Source organism: Sphingomonas sp. SORGH_AS_0879 (assembly GCF_030819175.1).
Lineage (GTDB): Bacteria > Pseudomonadota > Alphaproteobacteria > Sphingomonadales > Sphingomonadaceae > Sphingomonas.
Genome location: NZ_JAUTBJ010000002.1, coordinates 2,816,867 through 2,843,121 on the forward strand (window position 1 = coordinate 2,816,867; position 26,255 = coordinate 2,843,121).

Consider the following 26,255-nt stretch of genomic DNA (forward strand, 5'->3'; position numbering starts at 1 on the left):
CTCGATCGGGAGACATCGAATGGATCTGGGAAGTTACAGCTGGCTGACAACCATCGGCACACTGCCGCGCATGGTGTCGGAAACGCTGAAAATCTGGGGCACGGAGGAAGTGCTAGGCGACACAAACAATCCCGAAATTCTGAAATGGGCTCAGGAAGTCGGCGGCGACGTCGGCAAATCCTACAAGGCCGATTCCACCCCTTGGTGTGGCCTGACTATGGCGCTCGTGGCGCGCCGCGCGGGCAAGACGCCGCCCGCCGAGCCCCTATGGGCACTTAATTGGCGCAAATTTGGAGAACCCAGCGGCCAGCCCGACCTTGGCGATATCGTCACCCTCACGCGCAACGGCGGCGGCCATGTCGGACTCTATGTGGGTGAGGACGAAAGCCGCTATCATATACTGGGCGGCAATCAGGGGGACAAAGTATGTATACGTCCCTACGCCAAGGAGCGCTTCGTCGAGGCCCGCAAACCGCTCTATATGACCCCGCCTGCGACAGCGGTTCCCATATTGCTGCACGGCGATGGACAGCGGCCAGCCAATATGGTGGCAACCTTCTAGCGGCGATCGACGTTCACGCTGACTTTGACGCCTATCTGGAGCCGCCCTCGCGCTCCAGATAGGCTATCACATCGGCCCGTGCGAGCGGATCGGGCAATCCCGCGAAGGTCATCCTCGTGCCCGGTGCGAAGCGCTGCGGCGAGGTCAGCCAGCGATCCATCGTCGCCCGGTCCCAATGGCCGCCCGCCCGCATCAAGGCGGCGGTATAGCCGAAGCGATCGCTGCCCCCCGCCACCGGCTTGCCCATGATGGCGTGCAGGTTCGGCCCGGCGCGATCCAGTTCGCCCTTGCCGATCGTGTGGCAGGCCAGGCATTGCCCGAAGGTCCGCGCCCCCGCATCGGCATCCGCGACCCGCATCAGCGTCTCCAGCGACGGATGGGGCCCGGCCTTCTTCAACCGCTCCGCCCGGCCATCGTCCCCGCACCCCGCCAGGAACAGCAGTGACAGCAAAGGCCCGGACAGCGAGAGGCGATAATCGATCATCGCCGCCCCCCTATCCCCGCGGCAGCCGCACCGTCAGTGGACCGATCGTCCCATCCCCGTTACGCGCCATTAACGACCTGACAAGGGCGTCCAAGCCGGGTTAGTGTGTCGCCATGGCATTACGGCTCGACAATCAAGGCTTCTCCGATGCGCTGGTCATCCTGGGCTCTGCCGGGATCGTCATTCCGGCCTTTGCCCGTTTTCGGGTCAGCCCGGTCATCGGGTTCATTCTGGTCGGATTGCTGGTCGGCCCGGCGGGGCTGGGTTCGCTCGTCCCGCATGCGCCATGGCTTTATTATCTGACCATTTCCAGCCCCGAGTCGATCGAACCCTTTGCCGAGTTCGGCATCATATTATTGTTGTTTTCCATCGGTCTGGAGCTGTCTTTTCGCAGGCTTTGGGCAATGCGGCGACTGGTGTTCGGGACCGGCGCGGCGGAGTTGCTCGGCTCGGCCGCATTGATCGGCATCGCGCTGCATCTGATCGGACAGAGTTGGGCCGGGGCGATCGGGCTGGGGCTGGCATTGACCCTGTCCTCGACCGCGCTGGTGCTGCCGCTTGTCGGGACGACCAGCCCGGTCGGGCGGGGCGCCTTCGCGATGCTGTTGTTCGAGGATCTGGCGCTGGTCCCGATCATCTTCGCGCTGGGGGCGATGGCGCCGACCGCGACCGATGAGGGCTGGGTCGGCATCGCGGGCGTCGCCTTGCGCGGTGGCCTGACGGTGGTCGCCATGTATGTGGGCGGCAGGATCGTCCTGCCCCGCCTGTTCGCCCAGGCGGCACGGACCAAGAGCCCGGAATTGTTCCTCGCCGCCTCGCTGCTGGTCGTCATCGTCGCCAGCGTGGCGACCACGGCGGCGGGCCTGTCGCCGATCGTCGGGGCGCTGCTTGCCGGATTGTTGATCGCCGAGACCGAATATCACTCGGAGGTCGAGGTGATGACCGCGCCGTTCAAGGGGCTGGCGCTGGGCGTGTTCCTGATCACGGTTGGCATGAGCCTGGACCTGCGGCTGATAGCGAAGAACTGGGACATGTTGTTGCTGGCGGTGGTCGGCGTGGTCGCGGTGAAGGCGATCGTCACCTATCTGCTGCTGCGCGTCGCCCATGCCCGGCGCGGGGTGGCGGCGGAGACCGGGTTGCTCATGGGCAGCCCGTCCGAGACCACGCTGATCGTGCTGGGCACCGCCGCGCAGGCGCAGTTGATCCTGCCCTCGACCGCCAGTTTCTGGCAGACCGTGACCGCGATCGGCCTGACCATCACGCCGCTGCTCGCCAAGACGGGGCGGGTCATCTCCCGCCGGATCGAGGCGCGGAGCACCGACGGGCCGCCCGCGCCAGAGCCGGAGGCGGATGGCGGGCGCACCGTCATCATCGGCTTCGGGCGCGTCGGCAAGATGATCGCCGACATGCTGACCGTGCATGGCCAGGCCTATGTCGCGGTCGAGGCGGATATCGATTCGGTCAGCGAGGCGCGGCGGGCCGGCTATCCGGTGCTGTTCGGCGATGTTTCGCGCGCGGAACTGGTCGACCGGCTGAACCTGCCCGCCGCGCGCGCGCTGATCCTGACGATGGACGATCCGGTGCTGACCGTGCGGCTGGCACGGCGCATCCGCGAGGCCGCGCCAGACCTGCCGATCATCGCGCGTGCAAGGGATATGGCGCATGCGACCGAGCTATACCGTGCGGGCGTCAGCGAGGCAGTGCCCGAGACGCTGGAAAGCTCGCTGCAATTGTCGGAGGCGGTGCTGGTCGATCTGGGCGTCGCGATGGGGCCGGTGATCGCCTCGATCCACGAGAAGCGCGATGAACTGCGTCAGGTGATCCGGCGCGAGGCGCAGTTGCAGCGGGAGCCGCGAATCCGGCGGCTGCGGCGGTTGGGGGAGCAGGCCTAACATATTCCTCCCCAAGCTATGCTTGGGGAGGGGGACCATCGCGAAGCGATGGTGGAGGGGCTTTTGCCCCTCGCCCCTCCACCCCGCCCTTCGGGCGCGGTCCCCCTCCCCATCTGACGATGGGGAGGAATTGGATTAGCCGAGCCGCCCTAGCGCAGCGTGCAACCGCGCCGCTTCGGCCATCTTGTCGGCATGGTCCGCACGCGCCTTTTCCACCGCTTCCGGTTTTGCGCGCTCAACGAAGCTCGCGTTGCTCAAACGCCCGCCCAGCGCGTCACGCTCCTTCTCCACCGCCGCGATCGCCTTCGTCAGGCGCTGGCGTTCGGCGTCGAGGTCGATCACGCCCTCCAGCGGCAGGACGAAGGTCGCCTCGTCCACCACCACCTGGGCCGCACCGCCCGAGGCTTCGCCCTCGGCCGCATCGACACGGGCGAGCCTCGCCAGTGCAGAGGCCTGGCGAACCAGTCGCGCCTGCGTATCGGCATGGGCATCGCGGACGTGCATCGGCAGGCGCGCGCCCGGCGGTACGTTCAGCTCGGTCCGCGCGGCGCGGATTTCGCTGACCAGACGGATCAACCAGTCGATCTCACGCTCCGCCTCGGGGTCGAGCGCGCGGGCGTCGGCCATCGGCCACTGGGCCACGATCAGGTCGTGATCGCGCGCGCCCATGGCGTGCCACAGTTCCTCGGTGATGAAGGGCATGAACGGGTGCAGCAGGACCAAGATCTGGTCGAGCACCCAGCCCGCCACCGCGCGGGTTTCGTCGCCGCCTTCTTCGCCGCCCTGCAACACCGGCTTGATGAGTTCGAGATACCAGTCGCAGAAGCGGCTCCAGACGAACTGGTAGATCGCATTGGCGGCACCGTCGAACCGGTAATCGGCCAGCGCCAGATCGACCGCCTGCACGGTCTTCACCGTCTCGGCGATGATCCACTTGTTGACCGCGAGCGTCGCGTTCGGAGCCTCCAGCGTCGCCGAAGCGCCGATGCCGTTCGCCTGGGCGAAGCGCGCGGCGTTCCACAGCTTGGTCGCGAAGTTGCGATAGCCTTCGACGCGGCGCTCATCCATCTTGATGTCGCGGCCCTGGCTCTCCATCGCCGCCATGAAGAAGCGCAGCGCGTCGGCGCCGTACTGGTCGATCAGGCCGAGCGGATCGACCGTATTGCCCTTCGACTTCGACATTTTCGAGCCGTCGGCGGCGCGGACAAGACCGTGGAGATACAGCGTCTTGAAGGGCACATCTTCCATGAAGTGCATGCCCTGCATCATCATCCGCGCATCCCAGAAGAACAGGATGTCGAAGCCGGAGATCAGCACATCGTTCGGGTAACGCCCCGCCAGCGTCTTGTCGCCATTGTCCGGCCAGCCCAGCGTCGCGAAGGGCCAAAGCGCCGAGGAAAACCAGGTATCGAGCACGTCCGGGTCGCGGGTCAGGATCACGCCCTCGCCCGCTTGTCCTTGCGCCTGTTCCTCGCTCTCGGCGACGAACACGCGGCCATCCTCGGCGAACCATGCCGGGATCTGGTGCCCCCACCAGAGCTGGCGGCTGACGCACCAGGGCTGGATATTCTCCATCCAGTTGAAGAAAGTCTTCTCCCAAGCCTGCGGCACAATTCTGATCTTGCCCGAGCGCACCGCTTCGATCGCGGGTTGGGCGAGCGTCTTGGCATCGACATACCATTGATCGGTCAGCCAAGGTTCGATCACCACCCCCGAGCGGTCGCCGAACGGCGTCTGGATCGTGCGCGGCTCGGCGTCATGCTCTTCGCCATCCTTGTCGATGTGCGGGATGAGGACGCGCTCGTCCTTCAACCGCGCGACGACGGCCTTGCGCGCGTCGGCCGTCGACAGGCCGAGGAAGGCGTCGGGGATCAGGCCGTCCGAAGTCTGGCAGATATGCGCCTTGGCATCGAGCATGTTGAGCATGTCGCGCGCCTCGATCCCTGCGCGGCGGCCGACCTCGAAATCGTTGAAGTCGTGGCCGGGCGTGATCTTGACCGCGCCCGATCCCAGTTCGGGGTCCGCATGTTCGTCGGCGACAATCGGGATCAGGCGGCCGGTGATCGGCAGCCGCACCTGCTTGCCGATCAGCGCGGTGTAGCGCGCATCGTCCGGGTGGACCGCTACCGCCATGTCGGCGAGCATCGTCTCGGGGCGCGTCGTCGCGACCTCGATAAAGCCCGATCCGTCGGCGAGCGGGTAGCGTAGACGCCAGAAGCTGCCCTTGACCTCGCGGGTTTCGACCTCCAGGTCGCTGATCGCGGTGCCAAGCCCGGAGTCCCAATTGACCAGCCGCTTGTCACGGTAGAGCAAGCCTTGGGCGTGCAGGTCGACGAACACCTTCAGCACCGCCTTGCTGAACCCCTCGTCCATGGTGAAGCGCTCGTTCGCCCAGTCCATCGAGCAGCCGAGGCGACGCAACTGGCCGGTGATCTGGCCACCGCTCTCCGCCTTCCACGTCCAGACCTTCTCGAGGAACTGTTCGCGGGTAAAGTCGGTGCGCTTCTCACCGCGCGCGTTCATCTGTCGCTCGACGACCATCTGGGTCGCGATGCCCGCATGGTCGGTGCCAACGACCCACAACGCATCCTTGCCCTTCAACCGGGCGTGGCGGACCAGGATATCCTGCAACGTGTTGTCGAGCGCATGGCCGATATGCAGGTTCCCGGTGACGTTGGGCGGCGGATTTACGATCGTCCAGGGCTCGGCATTCGGGCGATCGGGGCGGAACAGGCCCTTTTCCTCCCAATGGCCATACCAGCGGGCTTCGATTGCGGCGGGGTCGAACGTCTTGGGCAGCTCAGTCATGCCGCTGCCTTAATCAGCCGCGCCCGCTTGCGCCAGATGCTATCAGGTACGAGCCCCCGGTCGGTCGAGCACCGCGCGAATCCGCTCGTTCAGTTCCGCCCGGCGATAGGGCTTGCGGATCAGTTCGTAGGACCGCGCGCCCTCATCGATCGCCTCGTCGGCGTAACCGGTGGTCAGCAGGACGCCCAGGCGCGGATAATCGCGCCGCACCGCCTGGGCCAGCGCCACGCCGTTCATGCCGCCGGGCATCAGGATATCGGTGAACAAGAGTTGAAAGTCGCTGTCTCGCGACAGATGATCCAGCGCCTCGCGCGCGCTGCGGGTCAGGACGACGTCATAACCCAGATCTTCGAGCATGGACTTGCCCAGATCGCCGACATCGTCCTGATCCTCGACCATCAACACACGCTCGGCCCCGCCGCTGCGGGCGGGCTGTACCGGGACAGAGCGGCGTTCGGACGTGCCCGCCGCCGCACGCGGGAAATAGAGCGACAGCGCCGTCCCCCCCGCCTCGCTCGGCTCGACCGCCGCCAGCCCGCCCGACTGACGCATGAAGCCATAGACCATCGCCAGGCCGAGCCCCGCGCCCTTTCCCATCTCCTTCGTCGTGAAGAACGGGTCGAAGACCTTGTCCGCGATCTGCGCATCGATCCCCGGTCCGTCATCGGCCACGCGCACCACGACATATTCGCCGGCATCCAGATTAGCCGGACCTTCGGGCTGGTCGGCGGACTGGATCATGTTGCGGGTGGTGATGGTGATCTCACCCCTATGATCGGTACGGGCGATGGCTTCGCGGGCGTTGGTGACGATGTTGAGCAGCGCCATCTCCGCCTGGACCGGGTCGATCCGGCAGTTCCAGAGATTTTCCTCCAACCGCTGGCGCAGCACCACCCCGTCCCCCGCCGTGCGGTTCAGGATCGGCCGGAAATCCTCGATCAACTGGTTGAAGTTGAGCAACCGGTCGCGAAGCTCCTGCTTGCGCGCGAAGGCGAGCAGTTGCTGGGTCAGGGTCGCGCCGCGCGCGGCGGCGGCGGCGATCGCCTCGACCGCGCGGCGTCCGCTTCGGTCGCCCTGGTCGACCCGCGCCTCCAATATGTCGGAATAGCCGATGATGACCTGCAACAGATTGTTGAAGTCGTGCGCGATGCCGCCGGTCAGCTTGCCGACCGCCTCCATCTTCTGCGCCTCATGCAGCGCGTCCTCCGCCTCGCGGCGGCGCGAAATGTCGAGCTGGCTGCTGAAGAAATAGACCAGTTCGCCCGCATCGTCATAGACCGGCGAGACGAACAGCGCGTTCCAGAAGGTGGACCCGTTCTTGCGGTAATTGAGCAGCTCGACCGCGATCTCGTCGCGCCGGTCGATGGCGGCGCGGATCTGCGCCACCACGTCGCGGTCGGTCTCGGGACCTTGCAGGAACCGGCAATTGGTGCCGAGGATCTCGTCCTCGGAATAGCCGGTCATGAAGCTGAAGGCTTCGTTGCAGAAGACGATCGGATTGTCAGATTGCCGGGGATCGGTGACGATCATCGGCATCCGCGTGGTCTTCACCGCTGCGAAGAAGATGTCCGACTGGCCGGAATGCGGCTGCTTCGAATCGGATATGGGGGGCGACGACACGGCGGAACGCGTCGACTTCTCGGCATCGGGCGTTTCGGGCGTGAGGGTCATGACCACCGAACCCAGCGGAACGCGCGCGGTTCCGCTCCGCCGGCGATCAATATCCCGAAACCGCGCGTCCCACGGCCCGCGAAAGGCTTAGCGCCCCTCGCGCGTGATCCGGGCGATTTCACGGGCGACCATCGCCTCGACCATCCCCGGCAGATGGGTGTCCAGCCATTCGCGCAGCATCGGGCGGAGCATGTCGCGAACCAATCCTTCCAGGGTTCCGTCGCTGCTCGGTTCGGGCTTGACCATCATCCGGCTGAGCGCCTCCAGGGAACCGCGGCTGGCCTCGGCCGCACGGGGGCTGACGATCGCCTCTTCGCCATCGTCCATGGCTTGTGCCTCTGCCTTGGCCGCCGGGGCCGGAACCGGCGCAGGTGTAGGTGCCTGGGCCACCGGTTCGGAGGCCTGGGCCATCGCGGCCTCTACCGCCGGGCGCAGCGCCGATTCGGCGGCACGAGCGGCGGCGGCCTCGACCTTCATGCGCAGGGGCATGGGATCGCTCAGTTCCAGAACCTCGGGCGAATCATCCTCATCGACCGGCGAAGCTACGGGGCGCGGCTGGCGACGCTGACGCGCGGGCACCTCTCCCTCTTCGGCGATGATCCTTTTGATCGAGGAAAGGATTTCCTCCATCGACGGCTCGGCGCTGATCTCACCCATGACCGCAATCCCCATTGAAGCCCCCCAAGGCCCCCTGCCCGGCGTTATTGCCGGCTCGGTGCCGATGCACCTGTGGTTAATGCGGGGCTCCTGTCAACAGGGGCATTCACATCGGCGTCGAGCGGACGGGTGATCGCCGCCGTCTGGGCCGGGGTTCCGGCGGTGGTGCTGGCCACCGGCGCAGGCTCGCCATCGCCGCCCCAGTCGTTGATCCTGTTGCGGACACGCTGGTAATTGACGACCGGATCGTAGAGCGCGCCGCCGTCCAGCCCCAGATCGCGCGCCTCGGCATTACCCATCACAGCGATCAGCGCGAAGCCCGCGACATAGGCGTCGCGCCGCGCGGTCACCAGCGTCACCTGGCTGTTCAGCAACTCCTGCTCGGCGTTCAGGATGTCGAGCACGGTGCGGGTGCCGACGCTATTCTCGGCCCGCACCCCTTCCAGCGACAGCGAGTTGGCGCGCACCGCCGATTCGGCGGACTGGATGACCTCCTGCGAGGATTGCCATACGGCATAGGCGGAGCGAACCTGCGCCACCACCTGACGCTCGGTCCCGGTCGCGTTCTCCAGCGCCTGTCCACGCAGAGCCTCGGCCTGGCGGACCTGCGCCGCCGGGCGACCGCCCTGGAACAGCGGCATGGTCAACTGCGCACCGACGGTCGCGTTCACACCCGATACCGGCACGCCGGGGACGTTCAGCGACCCCAGATAGTTGAAATAATTGCCGCTCGACACCGCCGCGATACGCGGCAGCCGGTTGGCGCGCGCGACGTTGATGTCATAGCGGGTCGCATCCGCCGACCGACGCGCGGCGATCAACTGGGGGTTCTGGTCCAGCGCCACCGCCACCGCCTGGTTCGGCGATGCGGGCAGCGCGGGCAGCGCGGGCGGCTGTTCCAGCCCGACCGGGGCGACACCCACCACCGCGACGTAATTCTCGCGGCTGGAGATCAGATTGGCCTGGGCCGACTGAAGCTGTGCGCGCGCCTGGGCCAGGCGCGCTTCGGACTGCGCCACGTCGGTGCGGGTCAGGTCGCCGACCTGGAACCGGTCGCGCGAGGCTCGCAGGTTCGTCTCCAGCACATTGACGTTGCGGGTGTTGAGGTTGACGATCGCCTCGTCGCGGATGACGTTCATATATGCCGCCACGACATTGGTGAAGAGGTTCGCCTCCACCCCGCGTAGCTGGGCGCGGCCCGCATCGACCCGCGTCTCGGCCGCGCGCACCGCGTTCCTGACCGCCCCGCCCTGATAGAGCGGCACCGACAGCTGCAACGATCCGGTGCCGGTGCGCTCGGGATTGAGGAAGTTGTTGTTGGCGACGACGATATTGTCGGTGAACTGGGCCGAGCTTTGCAGCGACGGCAGGCCGTTCGACCGTGCGATCGGCACATTCTCATCGGTGGCGCGCTGGGCGGCGCGCTGGCCGGTGATCGTCGGGTTGCTCTGATAGGCACGCACCATGGCTTCCCGCAACGTCTCGGCCGAGGCCGCCCCGCCCATCAACAGGGTCGAGCCGATGAGAATGCGGGAGGTCAGTCGGGAAGTCAGGTGCAGGCGCATGGACCCTCAGAATTGGAAGGCGCGAGGACGGGCAAAGCCCGGCAGGACGGTGCATTCGGCATCGGCGAAGGCGCGGACGCCGTGGCCGCCTTCGGTCCGGCGACCGCTGGCCAGCCGGGTGACGCCGTTCTCGACCAGGCCGGTGACGATGCGGCCGCCGACCTTGACCTGCTCGACCAGAGCGGCGGGCAGTTCCTCCACCGCGCCGTCGATCACCAGCACGTCATAGGGCGCACCGGAGGGTTTGCCCGACGTCAGCGGTGCCTCGACGATCTCGACCTTCGGCTCACCCGCCAGCGCGGTGCGCGCGGCGGCGACCAGCTCGGCCTGTTCCTCCACGGCGACGACACCGGCGACGATCCCGGCCAGCAGCGCAGCGGTATAGCCGGTCGCCGCGCCGATCAGCAGCACGCGGTCGCCCGCCTCCAGATAGGCCTCGGTCAGCAGGCGGCCCGTCGCCATCGGCAGGTTGATCGCCCGGCCATGGCCCAGGTCCAGCGTCCCGTCGCGATAGGCCACCGCCCGCAGAGCCTCGGGCGTGAAGACCTCGCGCGGCACCCGCGCCATCGCGGCCACGACCCGCTGGTCGCTGACCGCCGTGGTGCGCAGCTGGCTCACCACCATGGCGTGGCGCATCGCGGCGAAATTCGAGGAGTCGTTGCTGGTCGTCATCATGGCCCATCCCTGTCGCACAGCCGTTTTAGTTGTGCAATACACTAAATTGGTTCCCGCCGCTTCTATCGCGCAAGGGCTTTTCCGCCAAGCGGACTGCACACCCCCAGCATAAGGATTTGGCCATATTGCGGCATCCGGCGGCATAATCGCTTGGAGCGACCCTCAGGCCGGAAAGACCGGGAGCGAGTTTTTGGCGCGCAATCGCATCCTGCCTGTTGACGCCGCGCGAAAAACCGCACACATGCCCGCCTCCCACGTATCGAGGCGCGATGGCGGAGTGGTGACGCAGAGGACTGCAAATCCTTGCACCCGGGTTCGATTCCCGGTCGCGCCTCCAGATTTTCCTGACATATCACTTGGATAAGACGCCGCCCGGCGAAAGCGACGGCGTTGTGGCCCTGCGATTCGCCGCTGCCCCGAAATAGAGCCCGGCCGCGCGCACAAAGCGGTGGACCCCGTCATTGCTCCGCGCTTAAGTCCGCCCTCAATCGAGTGAAGGGGTTCGGGCATGCGGATATGGGCGATGACGGCGGCATGGGCGCTGGCGAGCACGGCGCTGTCCCCGGTCGCGGCGCAGCAGGCCCGCCCCTCCCCCAAGGCTTCCGCGCCATCGGCGGTGGAATATGACATCGCCTTTCCGCATCCGGACCATCATGAGGCGCAGGTCAGCGTGACCTATCGCGGGCTGGATAGCCAGCCCGTCCGCTTCCAGATGGCCCGCTCCTCGCCCGGTCGCTACGCGCTCCACGAGTTCGCCAAGAACGTCTATTCGGTGTCCGCCGTCGATGGGGCCGGACGCCCGCTGACCATTTCGCGGACCGATCCCTATGGCTGGACGGTGCCCGGTCATGACGGCACGGTCACGGTCCGCTACACGCTGTTCGGCGATCGCGGCGACGGCACCTATGCGCAGATCGACCCGACCCATGCGCATCTGAACATCCCCGCGACCTTCATGTGGGCTGCGGGGCAGGACGACCGGCCGATCCGCGTCCGCTTCCACCCGCTCGCGGGATGGAAGATCGCGACGCAGCTTGCGCCGACCGGCGACCCCGCCGTCTTCACCGCGCGCGACCTGCAATATTTCATGGACAGCCCGGTCGAGATGTCGGCCTGGGACATGCGGAGCTGGACGGTGGGCGACGGCGCCAAGCGCTATACCATCCGCCTGACCGCGCATCATGACGGCAGCCCCGCCGATCTCGACCGGTTCGCCGAGATGGCGAAGAAGGTCGTGGCGCAGCAGATCGCGATCTTCGGCGAGGCGCCGCCTTATGACTATGGCACCTATACCTTCCTGGCCGATTACATGCCGCAAATCAACGGCGACGGGATGGAGCATCGCAACTCGACGGTGATCAGCATGCCGAAATCGCTGGCGGCGGCGAAGTTCGCGCAGATCCAGACGCTGAGCCACGAATTCTTCCATGCCTGGAATGTCGAGCGCATCCGCCCGGCGGAACTGGAGCCGTTCGACTTCACCCGCGCCAATGCCACGCCGTCGCTGTGGCTGGCCGAGGGCTTCACCCAATATTACGGCCCGCTGGCGGTGGTCCGCGCCGAACAGATGCCGCTGGACGACTATATCGCCCAGCTCTCCGCCACGCTGAACGCGCTGCTGATCACGCCGGCGCGCCGTTACGGCGGGCCGCAGGAGATGAGCCTGCGCGCACCCTTCGTCGATGCGGCGCAGTCGATCGACCCGACCAATCCGAATATCTTCAAATCCTATTATGCCTATGGCGCGGTGCTGGCACTGGCGCTCGACTTGGAGTTGCGACAGGCTTTTCCGAAGCTGACGCTGGACGATTATATGCGCCAGCTCTGGCGCAACCACGGCAAGCCGGAGCGCAGCTATCGCCCCGACGACCTCCGCGTCGCCCTGGCGCAGGTGACGGGGGATCAGGGCTTTGCCGACCGCTTCTTCGCGCGCAGCGTAACGGGCAGCGCGCTTCCCGATTTCGCGCCGCTGCTGGCCCAGGCCGGTCTGACGCTGCGTCCTCAGCATCCCGATGCCGCCTGGGTGGGCGGAACCCCGGCAAAGGGCGATGGCGGCCTGACGATCGGCGCATCGACCGCGCCGGGCACGCCGCTCTACGAAGCCGGGCTGGACAAGGGTGACGAGATCGTCAGCGTCGATGGCCGCCCGGTCGCGGATGCGACGGCGTGGAGCGCGTTGCTCGCCGCGCACAAGCCGGGCGACCGGCTGCCCATCGTCTATCGCCAACGGGGGAGCGAACGGCGGGCGACGATGACCCTGATCGCCGATCCCAATATGGAGATCGTGCCCGACGAGCGGATCGGCCGGACGCCGACGCCCGAACAGATTCGCTTCCGCCGATCCTGGCTGGGGCCTCGACCGGTGGCGACCGCATCCTGACGACGCGGCCCCCGGTGGCGACCACCCTGGAACGTGCGCGGCCTTTTCCGGGTTTATCCATGTGAATTTTTCGGGGGCCGCCGGTCGTCTCGGCACTTGCGGAGGGATGGACGCCATGCGAATGCGCGTCAGGGAGCCAGATTGCGTGAACGATATCGATATTCCGACCCATCTGGCCAGCTATTTGGACCAGTCGCCGATCGCCCTGGCCTTGGCCGATGCGTCGGACGACAACCCGCTCATCTTCATCAATCACGGTTTCCGCGAACTGACCGGTTATACCAGTGAGGACATGATCGGCCGCAATTGCCGTATGCTTCAGCGGGACGCCGACAATATCGAAGCGCGCGATCGCATTCGCGAATTCCTGGCCAATGATCGCCAGTTGAACGTTCGCACCATGCTGGTCAATTTCCGCAAGGACGGCTCGCCTTTCATCAATCTGCTCTACATGTCGAAGCTGCGGCAGCTGGGCGGCAAGATGCCCTATATCTTCGCCTCCCAATTCGACGTCAGCCGGTCCCAGCCGGAGCGGCTGGCCGCCTATGACGCCGAACTGGGCAAGACGCTGGGTCGCCTGACCCCCATCCTGGCCGAAAGCGGCATCGTGCTGGAGGGATCGCTGACCGCGATCGCCAACACCGCGGCCACCATCGCCCAGGCCAAGCTGACGCTATCGGATCTCGACCGAGCGGCCTTTCCGTGAGTGACGCCTCGGCCCGGACCGGGACGACATCGACGGACGGACGCGGCGGCATGACGGTGCCGATCGTCGGCATCGGCGCATCCGCCGGCGGGCTGGAGGCACTGCGCGAGATGCTGACGCCCGCCCATGCGCCGACCGGCATGGCGTTCGTGGTGGTCCAGCATCTCGACCCCAATCACGAAAGCATGTTGGCCCAGTTGCTCGACCGGCACACCAACCTCGAAGTGCGCCAGTGCGAGGGGTCGGAGCGGATCGAGGCCGACCATGTCTATATCATCCCGCCAGGCCGGGGGCTGGCCATTCGCGGCGGCGTGCTGGAGCTGACCGACTTCGTCCAGCCGCGCGGGCTTCGCCGTCCGATCGACGATTTCTTCCTGTCGCTGGCCAGCGACCAGCAGGCCAATGCCGCCTGCGTCATCCTGTCGGGCACCGGTGCGGACGGCACCACGGGCCTGCGCGCGATCAAGGAGAATGGCGGCGTCGGCGTCGTCCAGAAGCCGGAGAGCGCACGCTATGACGGCATGCCGTTGTCGGCGGTGGGCACCGGGCTGGTGGATTTCATCAAGCCCGCGGGCGAGATCGTCGCATGTCTCCAGGCCTTTTTCGCGCGCCGCTCGGGCGATCCCAAGGAGCATGAGGCGGAGGTCGTCGCCGATCATATCGACGATCTGTGCCGCGTGCTGCGCAACGCCATCGGCCATGACTTTTCGGGTTACAAGCGCACGACGCTGGTGCGCCGGGTCGAGCGGCGGATGCATGTGCTGGGGATCGGCACCGGCTCGGCCTATCTGGCGCGGGTCAAGAGCGACGCCGACGAATGCGAGGCGCTGTTCCGCGACCTGCTAATCAACGTCACCCGCTTCTTCCGCGATGCCGAGCTGTTCGAGACGCTGCGGACCAAGGCGATCCTGCCGCTGATCCGCGCGCGCGACCCGGACGAGGACATCCGCATCTGGGTACCCGGCTGCTCCAGCGGCGAGGAAGCCTATAGCATCGCGATGATGTTCGCCGAGGCCACGCGCGAGGCGGGACAGCCGCTGGCGGTGCAGATCTTTGCGACCGACATCGACGAACAGATGCTCCAGATCGCGCGCGACGGCACCTATCCCGCCGCCGCGCTGGCCGACATTCCGGCGCCTTTGCGCGAACGCTACACCATTCCCCATGCGGAGCGGTTCACCATCGCGGGTTCGATCCGGGACATGATCCGCTTCTCGAACCATAGCCTGGTCAAGGACCCGCCCTTTTCGCGGATCGACCTGGTGTCGTGCCGCAACCTGCTGATCTATTTCGACGATCGGTTGCAGCAATCGGTGCTGCCGCTGCTCCATTACGCGTTGCGGCCGGGCGGCTATCTGTTCCTGGGGCCGTCGGAGAGCGTGGGGCGGTTCGACCATCTCTTCCCCGCGATCGACAGCCATGCCCGGCTGTTCGAGCGGTCCGCCGCCTCCCCCTCCTACCCCATCGACCTGCCCGGCGCGATGAGCCGCACCACCCGGCGACGCGGCGAGCGGGGCGAGCGTGACGGCGGCCATGTCAGCAGCGACGAGGGCGTGGCGCTGCGTCGGATCGTCGATCGCTATGCCCCGCCGAGCATGGTGGTGGATCAGGATGGCGGCATCCTGGCCGCGTTCGGCAAGCTGAGCCGCTATTTCACCTTCCCCGTGACCCGTGCGGGCGGGTCCAGCGCGACCACGCTGGCGCGCCCCGGTCTGCGCGAAGTGATGGGCCCGATGCTGCGCCAGGCGCGCGACGCCCGCAAGCGGATCGCCGCGCGCGACGTGGCGGTGACGACCGAGTTCGGCATCCAGAAGATCGAGGTGATCTGCGATCCGCTGACCGACGGATCGCTGCTCTTCCTGTTCCGCGATACCGAGCCGTTCAGCCCGGTCGAGATGAGCGACCTGGCCGATCTGGAACCTGGCGACGATCATATCGAGGCGCTGGAGGACGAACTGCGCCTGACCCGCCACCGGCTGCGCTCGACCGTCGAGGAGCTGGAGACGGCGAATGAGGAGTTGAAGAGCTCCAACGAAGAAATGATGTCGATGAACGAGGAGCTTCAATCGACCAACGAGGAACTGTCGACCGTCAACGATGAGTTGAAGACCAAGGTCGATCAACTCACCCTCGCCAATTCCGACCTGCGCAATTTCTTCGAATCGACCGATCTGGCGGTCGTCGTGCTCGACCGGCATCTGCGGGTGCGCAGCTATACCGAGGCGGCGCGCTCGATCTTCCCGCTCCAGCCAAGCGACCGGGGCCGGTTGCTGGCCGATGTATCGACGCGGCTCGCCAACACGGATTATCTGGGCGGCGCGGAGGCGGTGGCCGCAGGGGGCCCGCCGTCGCAGCAGCGCGTGACCACGCGGGACGGCGAACGGACGCTGTCGCTGCGCATCCTGCCCTATCGGACGCAGGGCGACGGCATCGACGGCGCGACGCTGGTCCTGACCGACATCACCGAGGCACTGAGCCTGGAGCGCGAACTGGCGGCGGAGCGCGAGCGGCTGGACCTCGCCATCAAGGCGGGCGGCATCGGCGTCTGGGAATATCGCGCGGGCACCGGCGAGATGATCCTGGACGACACCGGACGCCATCTGTTCGGCTTCGACGGCCCCGACAAGGCCGATCGCGTCGCGCAGGTGTTCGACCGGATCGTGCCCGAGGATCGGCCCGGCGTCGAACTCGCCTTGGCCGAGGCGATGGCGGGTCGCAGCGATTTCGAAATGACCTTCCGCCTCGACCTGGACGGCAAGGAACGCTGGATCAAGGGCTTCGGTCGGGTCGTCACCACGGCCGCGCCGCATCGCATGGTCGGCGTGTCGATCGACGTCACCGCCGAATATGCGATCGCCGAGACGCGCGAGCTGATGCTGCGCGAGATGAACCACCGGGTAAAGAACCTGTTCGCCATCATCTCCGGCATCGTCTCCGCCGCCGCGCGGTCGCATGGCGACGTGACCGAGATGGCCGAGGATGTGCGCGAGCGGATCGCGACGCTGGGCCGCGCCCATTCGCTGGCATCCCCGGCGGGCGAGCAACAGGCGATCGAACTCGGTTCGTTGGTCGACGCGACCATCGCCCCCTATAAGGGTCAGTCGAAGATCGAGATCGACGGTCCCCGCCTGCTGGTCGACCGCCGCTGCCTGTCGCCGCTGGCGCTGATCCTGCACGAATGGGCGACCAACTCGGTCAAATATGGCGCACTGGCGCTGCGCGAGGGGGAATTGTCGGTCGGCTGGATCGTCGCCGATGGCAAGCTGACGCTGCAGTGGAGCGAAACGGGCGGCGAGAGCGCGACCGAGGACAATGCCAAGGGCTTCGGAACATTGCTTGTTCAGACGTCTTCGCGACAATTGGGCGCGCAGTTGGAGCGGAAAAGCATCGGCGGACGTTTCATGCTGACCCTGACACTGCCGGAGACGGTGCTCTCGAATGACTAAGACGGTTTTGCTGGTCGAGGACGAGTTTTTCGTCGCCTTGGATCTTCAGTCGATTATCGAGGATGGCGGCTATGAGGTCGACGGCCCCTATGTCAGCGTCGAAGAAGTGCTGGCGCATCTTGACGGCGATCGGCCTCAACTGGCCTGCGCCATCCTCGACGTGCGCTTGCGCGACGGGGAGGTCTTCCCCGCGGCGGAGCGGCTGAGCCAGGCGGGCGTGCCGCTGATCTTCCATTCCGGCCATGCGGATGAACAGGCGCTGCAATCGCGCTATCCGGGTGCGGCGGTGTGCGGCAAGCCCTGCTCCCCCTCCCTGCTCCGCCGCACCCTGTCGATGGCGGTATCCGGCCCCGACCAGGACGACCGCGAGGCAGGCTGACCCCCTTGCTCCTCCCCGCCGGGGGGAGGAGCATCCCCGCCGCTCAGTCGAACGCCCCCCGCCCCATCCGGCCCGTCGCCCGCAGAAGTGCGGCCTGCGCGGTCAACACATCGACCTGAGCCCGCGCCACTGCGAGTTGAGCGGAGCGATAGCTTTGGTCCGCGACCAGAATGTCGATGGTCGAGCGCAGGCCGAAGCCATATTCCGCCCGCACGCCCTTGAGCGCCAGGTCCGCCGCCTTCAACCCGTCCGCACTGGCCTTCAGCCGCCCCTCGGCGGCGGTCAGCGAGGCCCAGGCGGTATCCGCCGCGCGCACGACCGCGCGCGAGGCGGTATCGACATCGAACCGCTCGGCCCGGCGCAGCGCCTCGGCCTGACGCACCCGCGACGCGACCAGCCCCCCGGTCAGCAGCGGCACCCGCAGCGACAGCCCGGCATTGGCCGCACTGTCGAAGCCGGTGGCATTGCCCCCCACCCATTGCACGCCGCGTCCATAGCTGCCCGCCAGATCGAGCGCGGGGGCGCGTTCCGCCCGCGCCTGATCGATCCGCGCGGTCGCCGCATCGACACGGCGTTGCTGCGCCAGCAGAACCGGATTGCTGGTTTCCGCCGCCTCCCGCGCATCGGCCAGGCTGCGCGGCAGGGCGGAGGGCGGCGCGATGCTGGCCTCCAGCGTCCCCGCATCCCGACCGACCACCGCCCGATAGGCCGCCGCCGCCGTCGCGGCTTCACCCTCCGCATCGACCAGGTTCGACACGACGCTCGCCCGCTGTGCCTCCAGCTGGGCGACGTCGGTCTTGGTCGCCTGACCCAGGCCGTAACGCGAGCGGGCCTCGGCCACCTGGCTGTCGAGCCGCTCGATCCCGACCCGCGCCACCTCGACCGCCTGCTGGGTGTAGAGCAGATCGGCATAGGCCGCGACGACGCGCTCCAGCACATCGGCCTCGGCATCGCGCAGGGCCTCCCCGCCCGCCGCGACATCGCCGTTCGCCGCCCGCACCGCCGAGGAAACGCGCCCGCCGGTCCAGATCGGCAGCGTCGCCGATAGGCCGCCCAGCGCGCTGCTCGCGCCGGTGCGCACGCCCGTCTGATCGTAGCCGAGCCGGTCATAGCCCGCATTGCCAGTCGCCTCTGCGGTCAGCCGACCCGCCGCCCGGGCCTGGCTGGGGGTTTCGGCCAGCGCATCCTGCCGGGCACGGGCGGCGGCGAGTTCGGGATTGCCGTCCCACGCCGCCGCGATCGCGTCGCGCAACGTCTCCGCTGAGGCCGGGGTGACCGCGATCAACGCCACCCCGATCAGCAACCATCTACCCCGCTTAATCATGACGCAACGCCCAGGCGGGAGCGGCACGACTGGCCTTGAGCGACTGGCCCAGCACGGTCAGCACTGCGACGGTCAGCGCCACCGCCGTGGCCGCCGCGAAGTAGAAGGGCGACAGGGTAATGCGATCCTCGAACCCCGCCAGCCACGTCCGCATCGCCACGAAGGCGAGCGGCCAGGCGACCAGATTGGCGATCAGCACGGGCCGCAGGAACTGTCCGACCAGCAGCTTGACGATGTCCGTCGCGGACGCCCCGAGGGTCTTGCGGATGCCGATCTCCTTGGTCCGCCGCGCCGTGTTGAAGGAGGCCAGGCCCCAGAGCCCGACACAGCCGATCAGAACGGCGAGCCCCGCCCCGATACCGAACAGGCGCGTTGCCCGGTCATCGGCTTCGTAGAACTCCTCCAGCTTCTTCTCCGCCGTGGCGGCGTCGAAGGGCACGTTCGGGACCATCTGCTGCCACAGATGGCGCACCGCCGCCGTCATCGCCCGTGGATCGCCCTGGAAGCGGATCGTCGCCGCCGAGCCGCCGAGATTGTCCTCGGGCTTGCCATAATAGGTGTAGTAGGTCGCATCATTGGGCGCACGCGGCGAAAAGAAGCGCATATCGTCCACCACGCCGATGATCGTGCGCGGCCTGTCCCCGCCTACCGTCTTGCCGACCGCGTCCTCCGGCGTGGTGAAGCGCAGGGTCGAAAGGGCGCGGCGGTTGATGATGATATTGTTGGGCTGGCCCTTCGCCGACTGCAACACATCGTCGCCGCGATGCTGGTCGTCAAAGAAGCGTCCTGCGATCAGCCGCGTTCCATATGTCTTGAAGAAGTCCGGTCCGGTTCCGATCCGACGCAATGATGGACCATCTCCGGGGACGCCGGGCAGCGGTACGTTGTCGGCATTGTTCTGCCCACTGCCACCGACCGCACTATCGCCCAAGGTGGCACTGGTCACGCCCGGCAGCCGTCGAATGGCCTCCAGCACGGCCCGCCGACGGGGCGCATCCACCATGGAGTCGCCGATGGATTGCACGACGAGCAACCCGTCTCGACGGAAGCCGAGGTCCGTCGACCGGACATGGCGGGTCTGTGCGACCAATATCAGCGTTCCGATCATGAAGGCGATGGCAAGGCCGAATTGAAAGACGACCAGCGCCTCGCGCACGCGAGTGCCCGCACGACCACCGCCGGGCGCGCGCGCCGACGCCAGCACGCTGGCCGCCGGAAAGCGGGACAGCAGGACCGCCGGATAGACACCCGCCAAGCATCCCACGATCAGGGCCAGCACGGTCAGGGCTGGGACGACGACGAGATAGGGGATGGCAAGACGCAATCCTCCAGCCGAATTGACCAGCGGCAAAGCGATCTCGGCCAGGATCAAGCCGCCCAGCGCCGCGATCGCGACGGTCAGGATCGCTTCGCCCAGGAATTGCGCGATCAGGGCGGAGCGGCTGGCACCCAGCACCTTGCGCATCGCGACTTCACGCGCCCGCAGACCGGATCGGGCGGTGGCCAGGTTCACATAGTTCACGATCGCGATGACCAGTGTCAGGATACCGACCAGCCCCAAGGTCACCATGGTCAGCTTGCGGCTGGCGCTTGCCTGCCCCTCGGGTTCGAGGTGCATCTTCTCGATCGGCATGACACCGATGCTCACCGATTTGGAGGCATCCTTGCCCATGTCGGCCAGGGCCCGACGATCGGTGAACCCCGGCATCTTTCCGGTAAAGGCGCTCGCCGCTTGCGGCGTGTCGAACCGCAGGAAGGTCTGGAGGGACGTACTGCCCCAGTGATTCCACCACTTCGCGGCATAGGCGGGTGGCGTGCGGGGCAGCGGTAGAAGGATCGTGATCTTGAGTTCGCTATTGTCGGGCAGATCCTTGAAGACGCCCGCGACCCGGTAGCTGGCAACATCATCCATGGCGATCGTGATGGACCGTCCGACAGGATCGGCCCCTCCGAAATATTTCCGCGCCATCTTCTCGCTGATCAGCACATTGGTCGGCGCGCGCAAGGCGTCCCGAGAACCGCGAACCAGCGGGAGATCGAACACGCGAAAGAAGTCGGGATCGACGCGGACGACGTCCTCACTCGTCGCGACACGCCCCTGGACCACCGTTCCGCCGGTTCGGATACGCGTGCCCACCACGCCGGGGAAATCTTCTCGCAACTGATCGAGCAGACCGCCCATCGTCCAATTGCTGGGCCCGTTGAACGGGCTTTCCGGCATGTTCCATATCGTCTGGACGACATAGATCTTCCGATACTCCGGCAGCCATTTCTCATAGCTGGTTTCGAACCGGACATAGAGGCCCAGCACCAGGAAGACGGCGATGCCCACCGCCAGCCCCCCGATATTGAGCGCGGCGAACAGCTTGTGGCGCACAAGCGAGCGATAGAGCGACAGAAGCGCGAAGCGGTTCATGGTTGCGTTCCCCCGGACGAAGCGGTCATTGGCCGCAGGCGATGCGGGCGAGCCCGCTCTTGGAGACGGTGCACTGCGGATCGCCCGCGACGGAGACGTTCGCCATGCCACTTGCGCCGACCTGCGCCCGTTGCGCGCTTCCGGTGCGGACCTTGGCCGTTCCGCTCGCACCGATCGTCACGTCGGGCGCGGACAAGCCGCGGGCATCCACATCGCTGGCCCCGCTGCTGTCGATGGTAAGCCGACGTACGGAGCCTTCGACGCGGAGGACGCTGGCCCCCGAGGTGCCGAGGCTCGCCCGCTCGGCCTGGAGGCTGCGGACCGTCACCACGCTCGCCCCCGACAGACCGAAGCTGGCCGCATCGCTTCGCAGGGCGGGCAGGCGGACCACGCCCGCCCCGCTCGCATTGAGCGCGAAGACGGGGTGGTCGAGCGCGGGCAGGTTCATTTCCGCCGCGCCGCTCACGTCCACGGCCTTCAGCGCCGGAAGGGTGACCGCGATCGCCACGCGCCGGTCATGGCCGTTGCAGCTATCATTCCGGCGACGGATACGCAGGGTCGAGCCATTGGTATCGATGCGCAGATTGTCGATATTGGCGGCACGCCCCCGCGCCGTCACGGCATAGGCCGATCCCAGCGCCACGGTGACGATATCGCACCCGCCCAGTTCGATGCGGTCGAAGCCGCGCATGTCGAAACCCCGCGAGACCTGCGTGCCTTCCTGCGCCGACGCCGCGACGGCGGCGAGCGACAGAAGGGCGATGGCGGACATCATCTTCATCACGAATTCCCCTTGTCAGATCGCGCGCATGGCGCTGGCGACGATGCGGCCGTCGAGCATGTCGATGCGCCGCTTGGCGAGGTCGGCATGGCTGGGCGAGTGGGTCACCATTACGATGGTCGCGCCCGCTTCGTTCAGGCCGGTCAGGATGTTCATCACCTGCTCGCCATTGGCAGTGTCGAGGTTGCCGGTCGGCTCGTCCGCCAGGATCAGCTTGGGATCGCCGACGATGGCGCGGGCGATGGCGGCGCGCTGCTGCTGACCGCCCGAAAGCTGGTGCGGGAAGTGACGGGCGCGGTGGGCGATGCCGACCTTGTCCATCGCCGCCGCCACCCGGCCGCGTCGGTCACCGACATCGCGGCGATAGGCCAAGCCCAGCGCCACATTCTCCTCGATGGTCAGTTCGTCGATCAGGTTGAAGCTCTGGAAGACAAAGCCCAGCGTCTCGGCACGGAACTTGGCCAGTTCCTTCTCGTCCATCGCTGCCAGGTCGCGGTCGCCGAACATGTACCGCCCGCCGGTCGGCCGATCGACCGTGCCCAGGGTGTTGAGCAAGGTCGACTTGCCGCAGCCCGAGGGGCCCATGATGGCCAGGAATTCTCCTTGCGCGACATGCAGGTCGATATCGTGGAGCGCGGTCGTCTCGACCTCGTCGGAGACGTAGCGGCGCTGAATATTTTCCAGTCGGATCATGATGCAGGTCCCCCTTATCGGATGTTCAATATGTCGCCCTTCACGGACGAGGTGTTGCTGATGACGATGCGTTCGCCGGGATTGAGGCCGGACAGGATCTCGACCTGTTCGGGGTTGCGGCGCCCGATGCGGACGGCCCGGCGGCGGGCATGGGCCCCGTCGGCATCGAGCACGAAGGCCGAACTGCCGCCTGCTTCCAGCCAGCCGCCGACCGGCGCCACCACCGCACGGCTCGCAGCGCCCAGGGTGATGCGGATATCGATGGTCTGCCCGCGATTGAGGCCCTGAGGCGCACGGTCGAAGGTCAGCTCCACCTGGAACCGCCCGTCCTTCACGGCGGGCAGCACCTTCGACACGGTCAGCTTCGCGCCGTCCGAGGTCGTCGCCCTCTGCCCCACCGCGACGCGGCCCAGATAATATTCGTCGACCTGCGCGACCAGCTTCCACGAGCCTTCGCTGTCGACCTGTCCCGCCGGATCGCCGGGCTTCAGCGTCTGCCCCGGCTGGATGACGAAGTTGGTCAGCCGACCGCCGGACGGCGCGCGAATGGTCAGCCCTTCGAGCCCCGCGCGCACCGCCGCCATATTGCCCGACAACCGCGTCTGGGTGTCGGACAGGCGGGCGGCCTGGGTCGCGGTGATCCGCGCCTCGGTCGCGCGGCCCGACTTCAACTGGGCGAGGCGCTTCTCCTGATAAGCCGCCTCTTCCTCGAAACTCTTCACGCCCGCATCCGACAGGAATCCCTGGTCGTGAAGCTGACGGCGAATGCCCAGGTCGCGGCGCGCCTTGATGAGATCATATTCGGCCTGCGCGACCTGGCCCGCCCGGTCGAGCTTGTTGCGCTCGATCCCCAGCCCTTCGCTCGCCACGCCGCCCAGCTGGCTGGCGATCTGCGCCTCACGGGTCAGCACGTCGAGCTTGAGTTGCGGGTTGGCCAGGGTGGCGAGCGGCTGTCCCTCGGTCACCATCTGGCCGTCCTGCGCCAGCAGCTTCTCGACCTGCCCGCCCGACAGCACGCCGACCAGCGTCGTCACGCGCGGGGTGACGGTGGCGCGCACCGGCAGGTAATCGTCGAAGGCGGCGCGCGTGACCTCCCCCGTCTCGATATTGGCGGAGGCGATGTCGGTGGAACCGGCGGCCGGCAGGAAGCGCCAGATCAGCGCTGCCGCCACGATCACCAGCGCCGCGATCATCACCGGCTTGCGCCGCCACCAGGGCGTCGCCTTGCGCGCGATACGGCGATCCATCGCCGCCCCCGGAGCCGGTCCGCCGTCCCCGGCAGCGGAAGTGTTTGCGCCTGTGCTGTGTTCGGTCATCATGGGATCAATGTCACCCAGGACGGCCGAAAAACCTAAAGCACTATGAAACCGCCACTTTCCTCCACCGCCGCCGAATCGGACCGTTCGGGACCGAACGCACCGTCCACAAATGGACGGTCAGAAGACGGGTCAAGCCCGCTTTCGATCCTGCTCATCGACGACAATCCGCGCATCGCCGAATCGCTGGCCATCGCGATCGATCTGGCCGGGCACAGGCTGGACGTGGCGAACGGGCCGGAAGAGGGTTTCTCGCGGCTGGCGGCGCGCCGATACGATGCGATCCTGCTCGACCTGAACTATGCCGCCGGTCGCACCGATGGCGGCGAAGGGCTGACCATGCTTGCCCGGCTGCTGGCGGACGATCCCGCCGCCTGCATCATCGTCATCACGGCGCATAGCGGCATCCGGCTGGCCGTCACCGCGATGCAGGCGGGCGCGCGCGACTTCGTGATGAAGCCGTGGCGCAATGCCGAACTGATCGCCAAGATCGAGGTCGCGGTCCGGCGACGCCCGGCGCCAGCGGACCAGGCCCATATCGCCGACGCCCCGTCCCCCGCCGCCGATCCCGTCCGCCTGCTGGGCGACAGTGCCGCGATCGAGCATGTCCGCACGATGATCCGCCGGATCGCCCCGACCATGGCCGGGGTGGTCGTTACCGGGCCATCGGGCGCGGGACGCAGCCTGATCGCCGCCGCGATCCACGCCGCATCGGCGGGGGCGGATCGACCCATGACGCGGATCGACCTGCGCGACCCGCTGGCCTGGGAACGGCTGGACGGGAGCGGCAATGGCGCGACTTGGCTGCTGCGCCACCCGGATCAACTCGATGCGATCGGACAGGCGCGGCTGCTCGACCGGCTGTCGGCGGCGGATCGCTTCATCGCCATCGCCGACGATGCCCGCGCCATCACCCCCGGGCTCGCCCGGCGGATCGCGACGGTGGAGATCGCCGCCCCCTCGCTCGACCAGCGACGCGCCGACATCCCCGTCCTCGCCCGCCATTTCGCGCGGGTCGCGGCGGAGCGGCATGGCCGCCCCCTGCCCCGCTTCACCCCCGCCGCCGAGGCGCTGTTCGCCACCGCGCATTGGCCCGACGAAGCCCGAGGGCTGGCCGCCGCGATCGAGCGGGCGTTGCTGCTCGGCGATGACGGCGTGATCGAGGCGGCGCTGCTCGCCCCCGCCGCGCCCATCGCTTCGGCCGCCGCTCCGGGCCGGGTGAGCTTCGACCTGGATGAAACCGAGCGGACGATGATCGAGGCCGCGCTGGTCGAGCATCATCACAATGTCACCCAGGCGGCGCATGCGCTGGGGCTCAGCCGGGGTGCGCTGTATCGACGGATGGCACGACATGGGCTTTGATCGGGCCCATGCCCGGATGATCGCGACCGCGCTCACCGCGCTGGCGCTGACCGGCAGCGGGGCGCTGCTGGTGCTGGCATGGCAGAACGGCATGTTCGCGTCGGTGCTGGGGCTGAGCCTGTGCTCCGTCTGGGCGATCCTGGCGGCGTGCTGGACGATCGCGCGGCGGCCCGCTTCGCCCGGATCGTCCGAAGCCGTGCGGACCACCGACGATCGCCCGCCGCTGGCCGCGCTGGTCGACCAGATCCCCCTGCCCCTGCTGCGCATCGATCGCGGGCGGGCGCGGGCGATCAACCGGGCCAGCCGCACCCTGTTCGCGACCGACGATCGGCTGACCCCGACCCCGCCCGCGCTGCTCGATCCCCGGGAGAGCCGGTTGCGCCACGAAGGGCGAAGCTGGCGCATCGAGCGGGTCGCGAGCAGCGAGCAGGCGCTGGTGATCCTGATCGATATCGAGGTGGAGCGGCGCGCGGCGGAGGCCCATGCGGATAACGAGATGATCGATATCCTCGGCCACGAACTGCTCAACGGATTGTCACCGATCGTCTCGCTGGCGGACAGCGCCCTGGTCGCGGCGGAGCGGTCCGACCGACGGCTGCCAGGCATATTGGCGACGCTGGCGCGGCGGATCGAGGGGCTGGAGCGCTTCACCCGCGCCTATCGGACGCTCGCCCGCCTGCCGATGCCGGTGCGCACGCCGCTGCTTCCCGTCATATTGGCGGAGGATTTGGGACGCCTGTTCGCCGAACGCTTCGAGGGGCGCGTCGCCCTGTCGATCCGCGTGCCACCGGGCATCATCGGCACTTGCGACCGGGATCAGATGACCCAGGCGGTCTGGGCCCTGCTCCAGAACGCGGCGGAGGCCGCGCTGGAGGGGGCGGTCGCGCCCAGGGTCACCCTCTCCTTCCAGGGGGATGGCAAAAGCTTCCGGGTCAGCGTGGCCGATAGCGGGGGCGGTGTCGCAGCGCCCGAACGAGCCCGCATCTTCCGCCCCTTCCACACCACCAAGCCCGAGGGATCGGGCATCGGCCTGACCCTCGCCCGCCGGATCGCCAGGGCGCATGGCGGCGACCTGACGCTGCTGCCCATCGCCGAGACGACCTTCGAGATGACGATCCCGGCGGCCTGACGGGCCGGG

At 67.4% G+C, this 26,255-nt stretch carries 19 protein-coding genes and 1 tRNA gene; 9 read left to right on the plus strand and 11 right to left on the minus strand.

Annotation, left to right across the window (positions count from 1 at the left end):
* Positions 1-19: 19 nt before the first annotated feature.
* Entirely contained in the window at positions 20-562 is a 543-nt protein-coding gene (locus QE379_RS13775; protein ID WP_307001287.1) for a TIGR02594 family protein, read from the plus strand.
* Between the two features lie 31 nt (positions 563-593).
* On the opposite strand, the gene QE379_RS13780 is transcribed toward QE379_RS13775, so the two are convergent.
* On the minus strand, positions 594-1,046 hold the full coding sequence (locus tag QE379_RS13780; protein WP_307001289.1) for a cytochrome c family protein: 453 nt from the start codon (positions 1,044-1,046) through the stop codon (positions 594-596).
* Between the two features lie 113 nt (positions 1,047-1,159).
* Between QE379_RS13780 and QE379_RS13785 the strand changes: the two genes are divergently transcribed.
* A complete protein-coding gene (locus tag QE379_RS13785) occupies positions 1,160-2,938 on the plus strand; it encodes a cation:proton antiporter (RefSeq protein WP_307001291.1) in 1,779 nt (592 codons plus the stop codon).
* Positions 2,939-3,073: 135 nt separating this feature from the next.
* On the opposite strand, the gene QE379_RS13790 is transcribed toward QE379_RS13785, so the two are convergent.
* The 5 genes from QE379_RS13790 to QE379_RS13810 form a co-directional block, all read right to left on the minus strand.
* The gene (locus QE379_RS13790; protein WP_307001294.1) at positions 3,074-5,746 is read right to left on the minus strand and encodes a valine--tRNA ligase; all 2,673 of its coding nucleotides are present in this window, start codon (positions 5,744-5,746) and stop codon (positions 3,074-3,076) included.
* Positions 5,747-5,788: 42 nt separating this feature from the next.
* The gene (locus QE379_RS13795; protein ID WP_307001298.1) at positions 5,789-7,417 is read right to left on the minus strand and encodes a histidine kinase famiy protein; all 1,629 of its coding nucleotides are present in this window, start codon (positions 7,415-7,417) and stop codon (positions 5,789-5,791) included.
* 87 nt (positions 7,418-7,504) lie between these two features.
* Complete coding sequence (locus QE379_RS13800) at positions 7,505-8,074, minus strand: DUF2497 domain-containing protein (RefSeq protein WP_307001300.1); 570 nt, start codon at positions 8,072-8,074, stop codon at positions 7,505-7,507.
* A gap of 44 nt (positions 8,075-8,118) precedes the next feature.
* Positions 8,119-9,639: a TolC family outer membrane protein gene (locus QE379_RS13805; protein WP_373461790.1), complete on the minus strand. Its 1,521-nt coding sequence runs from the start codon at positions 9,637-9,639 to the stop codon at positions 8,119-8,121.
* A 6-nt stretch (positions 9,640-9,645) separates the two neighbouring features.
* The gene (locus tag QE379_RS13810) at positions 9,646-10,314 is read right to left on the minus strand and encodes a protein-L-isoaspartate O-methyltransferase (protein WP_307001302.1); all 669 of its coding nucleotides are present in this window, start codon (positions 10,312-10,314) and stop codon (positions 9,646-9,648) included.
* 263 nt (positions 10,315-10,577) lie between these two features.
* Between QE379_RS13810 and QE379_RS13815 the strand changes: the two genes are divergently transcribed.
* The 5 genes from QE379_RS13815 (at position 10,578) to QE379_RS13835 (ending at position 17,225) form a co-directional block, all read left to right on the plus strand.
* Positions 10,578-10,651 (plus strand) — tRNA-Cys (locus QE379_RS13815).
* 171 nt (positions 10,652-10,822) lie between these two features.
* On the plus strand, positions 10,823-12,694 hold the full coding sequence (locus QE379_RS13820; RefSeq protein ID WP_307001304.1) for a M61 family metallopeptidase: 1,872 nt from the start codon (positions 10,823-10,825) through the stop codon (positions 12,692-12,694).
* A 145-nt stretch (positions 12,695-12,839) separates the two neighbouring features.
* The gene (locus QE379_RS13825) at positions 12,840-13,400 is read left to right on the plus strand and encodes a PAS domain-containing protein (protein WP_307001307.1); all 561 of its coding nucleotides are present in this window, start codon (positions 12,840-12,842) and stop codon (positions 13,398-13,400) included.
* On the plus strand, positions 13,397-16,846 hold the full coding sequence (locus QE379_RS13830) for a chemotaxis protein CheB (protein ID WP_307001309.1): 3,450 nt from the start codon (positions 13,397-13,399) through the stop codon (positions 16,844-16,846). The genes QE379_RS13825 and QE379_RS13830 overlap by 4 nt, the downstream gene beginning before the upstream one ends.
* Positions 16,839-17,225: a response regulator gene (locus QE379_RS13835; RefSeq protein WP_307001311.1), complete on the plus strand. Its 387-nt coding sequence runs from the start codon at positions 16,839-16,841 to the stop codon at positions 17,223-17,225. Before QE379_RS13830 ends, QE379_RS13835 begins: the two co-directional genes overlap by 8 nt.
* Positions 17,226-17,268: 43 nt before the next feature.
* On the opposite strand, the gene QE379_RS13840 is transcribed toward QE379_RS13835, so the two are convergent.
* From QE379_RS13840 to QE379_RS13860, 5 genes are read right to left on the minus strand one after another with little or no spacing between them, the layout of a single operon-like run.
* Complete coding sequence (locus QE379_RS13840; protein ID WP_307001313.1) at positions 17,269-18,549, minus strand: TolC family outer membrane protein; 1,281 nt, start codon at positions 18,547-18,549, stop codon at positions 17,269-17,271.
* Entirely contained in the window at positions 18,542-20,965 is a 2,424-nt protein-coding gene (locus QE379_RS13845) for an ABC transporter permease (RefSeq protein ID WP_307001315.1), read from the minus strand. The genes QE379_RS13840 and QE379_RS13845 overlap by 8 nt, the downstream gene beginning before the upstream one ends.
* Positions 20,966-20,990: 25 nt before the next feature.
* Positions 20,991-21,746: a GIN domain-containing protein gene (locus QE379_RS13850; protein WP_307001320.1), complete on the minus strand. Its 756-nt coding sequence runs from the start codon at positions 21,744-21,746 to the stop codon at positions 20,991-20,993.
* 15 nt (positions 21,747-21,761) lie between these two features.
* Positions 21,762-22,439 carry an ABC transporter ATP-binding protein gene (locus QE379_RS13855; RefSeq protein ID WP_307001322.1) on the minus strand — a complete coding sequence of 226 codons (678 nt, stop codon included), beginning with the start codon at positions 22,437-22,439 and terminating at the stop codon, positions 21,762-21,764.
* 14 nt (positions 22,440-22,453) lie between these two features.
* On the minus strand, positions 22,454-23,686 hold the full coding sequence (locus tag QE379_RS13860) for an efflux RND transporter periplasmic adaptor subunit (protein ID WP_307001324.1): 1,233 nt from the start codon (positions 23,684-23,686) through the stop codon (positions 22,454-22,456).
* A gap of 114 nt (positions 23,687-23,800) precedes the next feature.
* Here QE379_RS13860 and QE379_RS13865 point away from each other — a divergent pair, with 114 nt between their 5' ends.
* Positions 23,801-25,117 (plus strand): sigma-54 dependent transcriptional regulator, encoded by a 1,317-nt coding sequence (locus QE379_RS13865; RefSeq protein WP_307001326.1) that lies wholly within the window; start codon positions 23,801-23,803, stop codon positions 25,115-25,117.
* Positions 25,107-26,246: a PAS domain-containing sensor histidine kinase gene (locus QE379_RS13870; protein ID WP_307001328.1), complete on the plus strand. Its 1,140-nt coding sequence runs from the start codon at positions 25,107-25,109 to the stop codon at positions 26,244-26,246. The genes QE379_RS13865 and QE379_RS13870 overlap by 11 nt, the downstream gene beginning before the upstream one ends.
* The last annotated feature ends 9 nt before the right edge of the window (positions 26,247-26,255 follow it).

Excerpts from the sequence above, each read along its gene's own strand:
- QE379_RS13775 (WP_307001287.1), top strand. The coding sequence starts at position 20 with ATGGATCTGGGAAGTTACAGCTGGCTGACAACCATCGGCACACTGCCG.
- QE379_RS13780 (WP_307001289.1), bottom strand. The coding sequence starts at position 1,046 with ATGATCGATTATCGCCTCTCGCTGTCCGGGCCTTTGCTGTCACTGCTG.
- QE379_RS13785 (WP_307001291.1), top strand. The coding sequence starts at position 1,160 with ATGGCATTACGGCTCGACAATCAAGGCTTCTCCGATGCGCTGGTCATC.
- QE379_RS13790 (WP_307001294.1), bottom strand. The coding sequence starts at position 5,746 with ATGACTGAGCTGCCCAAGACGTTCGACCCCGCCGCAATCGAAGCCCGC.
- QE379_RS13795 (WP_307001298.1), bottom strand. The coding sequence starts at position 7,417 with ATGACCCTCACGCCCGAAACGCCCGATGCCGAGAAGTCGACGCGTTCC.
- QE379_RS13800 (WP_307001300.1), bottom strand. The coding sequence starts at position 8,074 with ATGGGTGAGATCAGCGCCGAGCCGTCGATGGAGGAAATCCTTTCCTCG.
- QE379_RS13805 (WP_373461790.1), bottom strand. The coding sequence starts at position 9,639 with ATGCGCCTGCACCTGACTTCCCGACTGACCTCCCGCATTCTCATCGGC.
- QE379_RS13810 (WP_307001302.1), bottom strand. The coding sequence starts at position 10,314 with ATGATGACGACCAGCAACGACTCCTCGAATTTCGCCGCGATGCGCCAC.
- QE379_RS13820 (WP_307001304.1), top strand. The coding sequence starts at position 10,823 with ATGCGGATATGGGCGATGACGGCGGCATGGGCGCTGGCGAGCACGGCG.
- QE379_RS13835 (WP_307001311.1), top strand. The coding sequence starts at position 16,839 with ATGACTAAGACGGTTTTGCTGGTCGAGGACGAGTTTTTCGTCGCCTTG.
- QE379_RS13840 (WP_307001313.1), bottom strand. The coding sequence starts at position 18,549 with ATGATTAAGCGGGGTAGATGGTTGCTGATCGGGGTGGCGTTGATCGCG.
- QE379_RS13845 (WP_307001315.1), bottom strand. The coding sequence starts at position 20,965 with ATGAACCGCTTCGCGCTTCTGTCGCTCTATCGCTCGCTTGTGCGCCAC.
- QE379_RS13850 (WP_307001320.1), bottom strand. The coding sequence starts at position 21,746 with ATGAAGATGATGTCCGCCATCGCCCTTCTGTCGCTCGCCGCCGTCGCG.
- QE379_RS13855 (WP_307001322.1), bottom strand. The coding sequence starts at position 22,439 with ATGATCCGACTGGAAAATATTCAGCGCCGCTACGTCTCCGACGAGGTC.
- QE379_RS13860 (WP_307001324.1), bottom strand. The coding sequence starts at position 23,686 with ATGGATCGCCGTATCGCGCGCAAGGCGACGCCCTGGTGGCGGCGCAAG.
- QE379_RS13865 (WP_307001326.1), top strand. The coding sequence starts at position 23,801 with ATGAAACCGCCACTTTCCTCCACCGCCGCCGAATCGGACCGTTCGGGA.
- QE379_RS13870 (WP_307001328.1), top strand. The coding sequence starts at position 25,107 with ATGGGCTTTGATCGGGCCCATGCCCGGATGATCGCGACCGCGCTCACC.